This is a genomic window from Steroidobacter sp., from assembly GCF_036406195.1.
In the GTDB taxonomy this organism is placed as follows: domain Bacteria; phylum Pseudomonadota; class Gammaproteobacteria; order Steroidobacterales; family Steroidobacteraceae; genus Steroidobacter.
Window position 1 is genome coordinate 1 of the sequence record NZ_DASWVW010000043.1, and the last position, 7,957, is coordinate 7,957.

The 7,957-nt window shown below is 61.7% G+C and carries 4 protein-coding genes; 2 read left to right on the forward strand and 2 right to left on the reverse strand.

Annotated elements, in window-relative coordinates; translation table 11 throughout:
- The first annotated feature begins 132 nt into the window (after positions 1 to 132).
- The gene (locus tag VGE08_RS17815) at positions 133 to 2,865 is read left to right on the forward strand and encodes a hypothetical protein (protein WP_331069262.1); all 2,733 of its coding nucleotides are present in this window, start codon (positions 133 to 135) and stop codon (positions 2,863 to 2,865) included.
- 82 nt (positions 2,866 to 2,947) lie between these two features.
- On the opposite strand, the gene VGE08_RS17820 is transcribed toward VGE08_RS17815, so the two are convergent.
- Both VGE08_RS17820 and VGE08_RS17825 read right to left on the reverse strand, forming a co-directional pair.
- The gene (locus VGE08_RS17820) at positions 2,948 to 3,766 is read right to left on the reverse strand and encodes an ATP-binding protein (protein WP_331069263.1); all 819 of its coding nucleotides are present in this window, start codon (positions 3,764 to 3,766) and stop codon (positions 2,948 to 2,950) included.
- Entirely contained in the window at positions 3,763 to 5,352 is a 1,590-nt protein-coding gene (locus VGE08_RS17825) for a Mu transposase domain-containing protein (protein WP_331069264.1), read from the reverse strand. Before VGE08_RS17825 ends, VGE08_RS17820 begins: the two co-directional genes overlap by 4 nt.
- Positions 5,353 to 5,502: 150 nt before the next feature.
- Between VGE08_RS17825 and VGE08_RS17830 the strand changes: the two genes are divergently transcribed.
- Positions 5,503 to 7,401, forward strand: a complete 1,899-nt coding sequence (locus tag VGE08_RS17830) for a hypothetical protein (RefSeq protein ID WP_331069265.1) — start codon at positions 5,503 to 5,505, stop codon at positions 7,399 to 7,401.
- Positions 7,402 to 7,957: the final 556 nt, after the last annotated feature.

Sequence of the window (7,957 nt, forward strand, 5' to 3'; positions counted from 1 at the left end):
CAGCGTCACGCACTTCCATACAAACCCACTCGATCTTCCTGTTCCCGTTCCGGCGCTCTCTACAGCGTGCGGGAACGGGAACCGGAACGAACCTCAAAATGCGTGGTCGGATGTGCTTCAAAAAGCGTGAGCGTGCTCACCATTCTGGGGCGCCATGGTTCACGTTTCAGCGACACGCAAGGCATGGCAGTCGTCCAACGCTGGTCCGCTCGCATTGCACAGTCACGCTCGCGCAAACGTGCCCCGACCTCTGCGACTGACACATTGGACCGATTGGACGCTGCCCTGCAGGCCGCACGCCTCAGCGGTGATTTCGCCATCGTTCAGGACGTGCTCGGGAAGATCGCTGACCGTCCTGATGTGATCTACATGACCTGCCGCATCCTGGCCGGGCGAAAACAGTGGGCACCGATCGCTGCATACGCGGATCGACTCGTGCAAGAGGTCGCGAACGCTGAAGCCGTGAGATTGGCGGCGTACGCGCTCTATCACGACCAGCAATACGAACGCGTGCAGCAAGTGCTCGAGCAAAATCAGCAGTTGTTCCCTCATAAGGCCTTGCCCCAGGAGCTCATAAGACTCCAGGCGTACGCAGCGGCCAAGCGAGGCGACTTGCCCACCGCGCTGCCGATCGCAAACGCGTTGGCGCAGCGAACCGGCGATTTCCGAGACCGCGCGCTACTCGTGGATCTGCTCATCCATACGGGTGACATTGCGAGGGCAGTTCCGCATCTGCGTGAGCTGCTTCCCACGCGCAACTGGACGGCGCAAGAGCTGATGCGTTGGGTCCCCGGCATTTCGACCGAAGAGCGCGGCCTGGCCCGCACACTGCTCCTCATGGCCATGGCACGTGATGACAGCCTAACTCACAGCGCGGCAGTGCTGGATTGGAGCTGGCGACTGGGACTGGATCGAGAAGCAAGTGAATTCCTTGGGCGCGTGCAGACGAACGAGACCGCGGCAAGACAGATCCAGCTGCGGGCCGCCTCACTGGACGAGGTCGCGGAGTTCATTCGGCAGCAGCAAGAAACCAACATTGAGATGGGCCGTCGGTATCGACGCGGCGAGGCACCCATTCACGTGCTCGTCACCGCGATTCGCGCCAACCTGGCGATCGTCTGGGCCGGCGCCTTTACCAACGATGGCTCGGTCCCCGATTTGTTCATCCGAAGCGGCAATCGTCCGAGCGAGTTCTTCGCCGAATCGACGCCGCCAGACTTACGCACTCTCTACCTCGATGTCACGGCGGTTCTGACGATCGATCAACTCGACTTGTGGGAGGTTTTGGACCACAGCGGCGTCACGCTCGCTTTTCCACATTCGCTTCCATCTGCTCTGCAGTTTCTGGAGCAGCGCGCGTATCCATCGCAACCGAGCCGCTTAGAGGTCATGACTCGAGTGCTTGACCAGGTCGATCAAGGGGCGCTCCGCGTGTGGGTACCCAACGTCGTGCCGCCCGAGCGATCTGCGCTCGTACGGTTTGAACGCTCGGAAACGGCCACTGCCCCGCAGATCACGTTGGGGGAACTCTTGGACGAACTGGTTCGGCGCGGCGGCATCAGCCCAGCACGGGCCAGAGAGCTACGTGATACAACCTCGAGCTATCCGCCCCACGAACCAAATCCAGACGCCGCTCAGATCGACCAGCTCGTGTTTGAGGCCAATACGATCGATGTGGTTGTCGAAGCTGGCCTTCTTCCGGCACTCCAGTCGCGCTTCGCTATCTTCATCGAGGAGGAGCATCAATCCCGATGCCGCGCGGAGGTCCAGCACCTGCGGATGGGCATTAACGTCGCGCAGCGCTTGGCAAGCGTGCGCCGACGCCTTGCAGACGGCATCACTCGCGGGATCTACCGTATCCTACGAGAGCCCACGAACGCGGGCAGTGGTCGCAACCATGCGCTCCTGAACGATCCGATTTCCGCACCGGTTCTCGAACTGCTCCAGATTCCACAAACCGTGGATGCATGGGTGTGGATCGATGATCGATATTTCACCTCATACACCTACGTCAACGCCAACCCGATCGTCAGCACCTTCGAAGTCCTGCGCCACCTCGCCAGCAAGCAACACCTGGATGAAACGAGTTTCTATCACCTGCTCGGCCGGATGCGCGCGTCAAGCATCCAGGTCCTTCCCGTTTGCGCCGAGGAAGTCCTGCGGCACCTCCGCGATGCGCCATTCGGCGCTCACGGCGTAACCGAAACCGCCTCACTTCAACATCTGCGCGTGAACTTCAATCGGCTACTCGAGTTAGAAAGCGATTTGCGGCTCGATGAACCCGCCGTGCCGGGTAAACCAGTCCCCGAACGTCCTTGCTTGATTGAAGCTTTCCGACTCTCACGCGAGTCGCTGGAACTCCTCTGGAAAGCGCCAGACGTGGCGCGCGATTGGCAAATCGCCGCTTCAGATTGGATTTGGGAAGCACTCCGAGCGGAGCACTTCACTCGGCTGCCCGCAGACAAGTCTTCGGACGGGCGCGCAAAGTTGCATCGGATGTGCCTGCTTCTCTATCTCGCCGTGGGCCTCTCGCTGCCCACCAAAGCCCTCGATGCGCCGGGCCACTCGCCACGCAAGGTGTATTTTGAATGGCTCATGTCTCGCTCGGCCGATCTCAGCGAGAGCGCTGACTCGGCTACGCTCAACCGTACCGCAGTTCAGCTTTCAGGGTATTTGATCAGAGATATTCTCGAGGTTGACACCGCAGACATTCCGGCGGAGATAGGCAGCGATTTCCTCCGCACGTTCGTATTGAGTTTCGTCCAAGACCTGCCAGAGCCACTACGTGATGCAGTCTTGTCGGTCCCTGAATTTCTCGCGGCGACGAACCCTCCACTTCGCGATTTGGTGTGTCGGCTCTCATAAGGAAGGGACCCCTGTTTCTCAAAATCATTCCCCCCTTCCCCGGCGGACGCTTTCCAGTGTGCGTGAACACTCCGAACGTTGTCTAGGAGCCCCGATTCTTGGGTGCATCGGGGCGGGCCGCAGTGCCTGTACGCGAACGTGACGATGACGATACGTGCGGCTTGAGTCGTTGCCGATACGACTCGCCTTCGATCACCAGATCGTAGGCGTTGCCAGTGAGCCGATCGATCGCGCTCTGGGCGCGCATCGGGTCGGCGAACATCGCGAGCCATTCGTCCGGGCCACGATTGGCCGTGAAGATCATGGAGCCGGCGCGGTGGCGTTCGGTGATGATTTCATGGGCGTCGCGACTCTCCACGGCATCCATGCTGTCCAGAGCGAAGTCATCGACGATCAAGAGGTCGACGGCGAGGAACTTACGCAGTTCGGCCTCATAGGAGTTGTCCAGGCGTGCGTGCTTGAGCGCTTTGAGCATCTTGTCGGCGCGCACTGCGAGTACGCAGTGCCCGTGACGACAGGCGATGTGGCCGAGGGCGTGCGCCAAGAACGTTTTGCCGACCCCCACTGGACCGGCAATGATCAGATGTTTGTGTTGCTCGAGGAAGCGCAGCGACACCAGTTCCTGCCACAGCGCCTGATCATAGGTCACGCGCGCGGTGCTGTCCCACAGCTCCAGTTGCATCGCCGGATCGAGGCGTGCGCGTTGTACGCGCAGCGACGTGGCGAGACTGTCGCGGCGCGCGGCTTCATCGGCCAGCACCAGCAACAGGAAGTCTTGATGAGCGCTGTGTTGCTGGCGAGCCATTGCGAGTCGTTCGGGCAGCGTATCGAGGATGGGCGAGAGCTTCAGTCGTCGCAATACCGTTTTCAGATCGGGTGAGATGAGATCGGTCGTGCTCATGGTGAGGTCCTCCGGATCAGTGCGCCCGCGTGACCGAGCGGGAGCGCGTATTGGCTCGCGGGCCGCAGATGGCGCGCGGGCGGAACGGCAGTCGGCGGTGTCGATGGCGTGCTCGGTGATGCAACGACGGCCATCTGCAACATGCGATCAAGCCGACGCACGTCATACATCTGTGCCTCGAGCGCCACGCTGCAAGTCTCCTCGACGCGGGTCGCGCCGTATCGGCGCACCAAGCCGAACAGCGCGTACACGCGGCGCATGCGTGTCCACGGTAACGGTCCTTCGAGCAGCTGATGGGCGAAGCGTCCGATGGCATCGCCATGCTCAAAGGCCTGGCGCTCAAGGAAGGCGATGTCACGCATCGCATAGGCGCTTTTGTACGCAGGGAAGTCATTCGGATCGATCGAGCGATCGCCTGGCGGCTTGCGCGGATGCGTCTTGATCAGCATGCCTTGGTCATAGAAGCGAACCAGGACGCGATCCGCTCGGGCGCGCAAATACTTGCCGATATAGCGTGTGGGCAATGAGTAGAGCGCCTTGGCAACCTGCGCGAGATGATCACGTCCAACCTTCGGCTCGCACCAGTACGGCACCTCGTAGGGCAGCGTCGGCGCAGGTAACAAGTGAGGGTGCTCCTCGGCCTCGAAGCACTCGAGCGGCAGGCGCTGCGTGCGTGTGTGGCGCCGCAGTCCGTACTCTTGTCGACACCAATGCGCGGCAAGTGATCGAGCTTCGTCGATCGTGTGCAACGTCTCGCCGGCGAAGCAGTCATCGCGCACGGTCGGCACCGCGCGTTCGACTCGGCCCTTGTCGCGAGCGTGGCGAGCACGTGCCGGATCAACCACGAAGCCGCGCGCCTGTGCATACTCAAGGAACGTTTCGTTGATCCGTGCATCCAGCGGATCGGCCTGCGTCACGATCGCCTTGGTGTTGTCCGGCAGCAGAACGCGGAACACACCACCGAAGTGCAGCCAGGCCCGCTCACAAGCCTCGATGGCGCTCGCGGTGGTCTCGTGCAAGCACGGCCAGACGAAGCGGTGGCGCGAGTAGACGGCGGTAAAGATCCAGGCGCGGAAGCGCCGACGTTTGCCGAACACGTCGGGCTCCAGCGAGCCCATCCAACCGGTATCGACCTGCAGTTCGGTGCCTGGCGCACAGTCGATAATTGGCACCGTCGCCGCGCGACGGCCGAAGCCCAGTTCGAGGACCGCGAAGCGATGCAGCGTCGCGTAGGGAACTTGTACGCCATGACGCAGCAGCAGCTTGCGTAGCTTCGATAACCGCAGTCCTTGCGCAAGCCACTGCGCGATCCGATCACGGTGCATTTCACAGCGCTCCCAGGCTTCCCCACGGGGACGGCCGGACTGCGCATGCAGCGACGCGAGCAACGTCGCTTCGAGCTCCTCGGTGAGCGTGACCTCGCCGCCCTCGCGGCTCAGACCGAGCGACTGTGCCGCCCGCACGTAGCGGCGCACCGTCTTCACGTCCAGTCCCAGCCGCGCCGCGATGCGCTTATGGCAGGCGCCTGCCAACCATTGCCGTAGCACCTCTTTCGTTTCCACTGTCGTGACCTCGCGATACGCCATGGCGTTCCTCCTCCGGCCACGGCCGGGTACGGCCGAGACCGGGAGGATCGCAGATGCGTCACGTCCGGCGCGGGAGGGGGAAAGGTTTTGAGAAACTGCCCCTCAGAGGGGGGGAAAGGTTCTGAGAAATCTTCACCCTAGCGGGGGGGAATGGTTTTGAGAAAATCGATGTCGGCGGGGTCCCTACGTTCTGATAACCGACACGTGAAGATCGAAACAATTTCCTTCGAGGCCAATCACTTCTGGGAGGCACTCGCATGCGCCTGGCAGGGCGCCGACACGCGCCTGGAGTCCATCACGAGCAACCAGTATGAGGTTCACGCATCCGCAGAGGTGATCGAGATTCGCGGTGCCGGACAAGCCCACTCTCTCGCGTTCCCTGAGTTTGCTCTGCTGGCATCGCGCGCTGAGGATCGACATGCGTTCCTGGCACAAGAGCCGTGGTTTTCGGACTGCTCCGAAGCTGAGGCAAAGACGCTCCTGCGCGAGATTGCAGAACCCACGTCACCTGCGATACGCCTACGTGCCTACACGCAGGCTCGCGATCAGATGGTTGCCGGCCGCTACGCGCAGCTTGAGAGGCTACTTGCACAGCATCCGACACCGAGCTTCGCTGCGGACGTGCTGCTGCCTGCGAGCCCAGAGAAGTACGTTGCCTATTTGGCACTGATGACAACGGCGGACGGAACCATCGATTGGGACGCATCTGCACGAGCGCTGTTAATCCGGACCACTCCAGAGGATGCACTCATTCGGTGGCAAGGACTACCGACCCGCCTTCCGCCTGCCCTCTGGGTCACGTGGGACCAATTGGACGAACAACGCCAACGTCGCCTCATCGAACGACTCACGGGGCCTGGAAGTACTCCCATGTCGATCCTGCGCGCAACGGAGTTGCTCGCTGCTCGACGAACTGAGGAAGCGGACAGCGAGTGCTTGACCATGCTCGCTAATGCGCTGGGACAATGGGGCGAGCAGACGGAAGCCCTGGCGGCGCTCTTGGCATGGGCAGAGCGTGCCGCAGAACGCGACCGAAGCTGGCCTTCCTTTACCGTCGCTCAGCGGCTCGCTTGCGTCTGGAGTCACGCCGACCGCGTGCTATCGACGTTCCGCACGCACGGAACGTCAGCCTCGCTGCTGATAGAGCGATTCCAGAAGTTTCACCCGAAGTCGGTCCAGGCTGCCCTCATCTTCGACGCTGCGTATGAAAGTGACATCGCCGCCCCTCGACGGATGAATGGGCCCGCCTTGCTGGTTGCCGGTATGACTGCGGCATTCGGCGAGCGCGTGCCCATCGGCCTGGAATCGGTTCGCGAAGCATTACAAAGCGTCCTCACGCAGGTTCACCCGCATAGCCGCCTGCCAGTCCGCGGGTTGTTCGAGGACCGTCGCCACGGTCCAAACGGTCTCGGATCCTTCTTATCCGAGGACACGCCGGAATGGCTTGCGAACATTAGTGCAACGGATACTGTTCCTGCCCTCACCGCGGCAACCCGAGATAAGTTTCGGCTCGAAACGATCTCCGGAATCGAAACCGACCTTACTTCGGTGCATGCCTGGAGCGTACTGCACATGATCGGCTTTGAATGGCTTCCCTCGGACGATTGTCGGCGCCTTTCTGAGTACATTCGCACGCTTCCATTTCCACCTCCCGGCCCCGAAGCGGACTCGCGTGTCATACTGCTCACACTCAGCAGCATCCTGCCGCATCTCGATGAGAAGACTCAGGCAGCTCTCCAGGCATCGCTCCTCACTTGGATGACGCGACTGCGCAGCATTCATCCTCAACCGATGCTTGCGGTCGGTTGCAATGGCCAGGCCGCCGAGGACGCAACGCTCACAATGGAACTTGCATGGGCACTGTGTCGACGAGGCAGCCTGAAGGACAGCGTGCACAGGTTGGCGACGCTAGTACCGATGATGGCCGAGCACTGGCCTGCGCTCGCCGAAATCCTCCGGGATACGATGGCAACCTGTTTCGCTGAGATTCCGGCGGACGAGGCAGATCCACTGTGGAGCGCGTACGTCGGACTGCGCGCACGTCTCTAGTTCTTGAGATTCCCCCGTTTATCGGCAGCATACTTACGTGCCTTGCGGCAGCTCCACTCGCCATGAACACAGGCCAGCGCAGGGCCTCACTCGGTGACGTGACGGTTGCTCGGCATCCTCGCATCCCACCGTCTCTCGCAGTTACTGCCGCGTCCACTGCGCCGTCGGATGCGCTGACACGTTGAAGTGGATGAGTCGGCGGCTGTGGTGTTCGATGACGACAAGCACGTACAGCACTCGGAACGTGCTGGTCACCGCCACAAGGAAATCACAGGCGATGACAGCCCGCGCGTGGTTGCGAAGGAAGGCCGACCACCGCTGACCTCCCCTCGGCCGACCCGGCGCCGGTCGCGGCATGTACTTCGCTACCGTGCGAGGCGACACTCGAAGACCGAGCTTTAGAAGCCAGCTTTAGAGTAAGCGTTAACTCCGAGGCGTTCTTCCGATCTATTCGCGCGTGCGGACAATGCCGCTCCAGGTCAACCACCACTGGAGTGAGCGATGCAGACGATGCAGACGATGAAGCGACGACGGCTGAGCGCGGATGCCTGGTCCG

Excerpts from the sequence above, each read along its gene's own strand:
- VGE08_RS17830 (WP_331069265.1), top strand. The coding sequence starts at position 5,503 with ATGGTTTTGAGAAAATCGATGTCGGCGGGGTCCCTACGTTCTGATAAC.
- VGE08_RS17825 (WP_331069264.1), bottom strand. The coding sequence starts at position 5,352 with ATGGCGTATCGCGAGGTCACGACAGTGGAAACGAAAGAGGTGCTACGG.
- VGE08_RS17820 (WP_331069263.1), bottom strand. The coding sequence starts at position 3,766 with ATGAGCACGACCGATCTCATCTCACCCGATCTGAAAACGGTATTGCGA.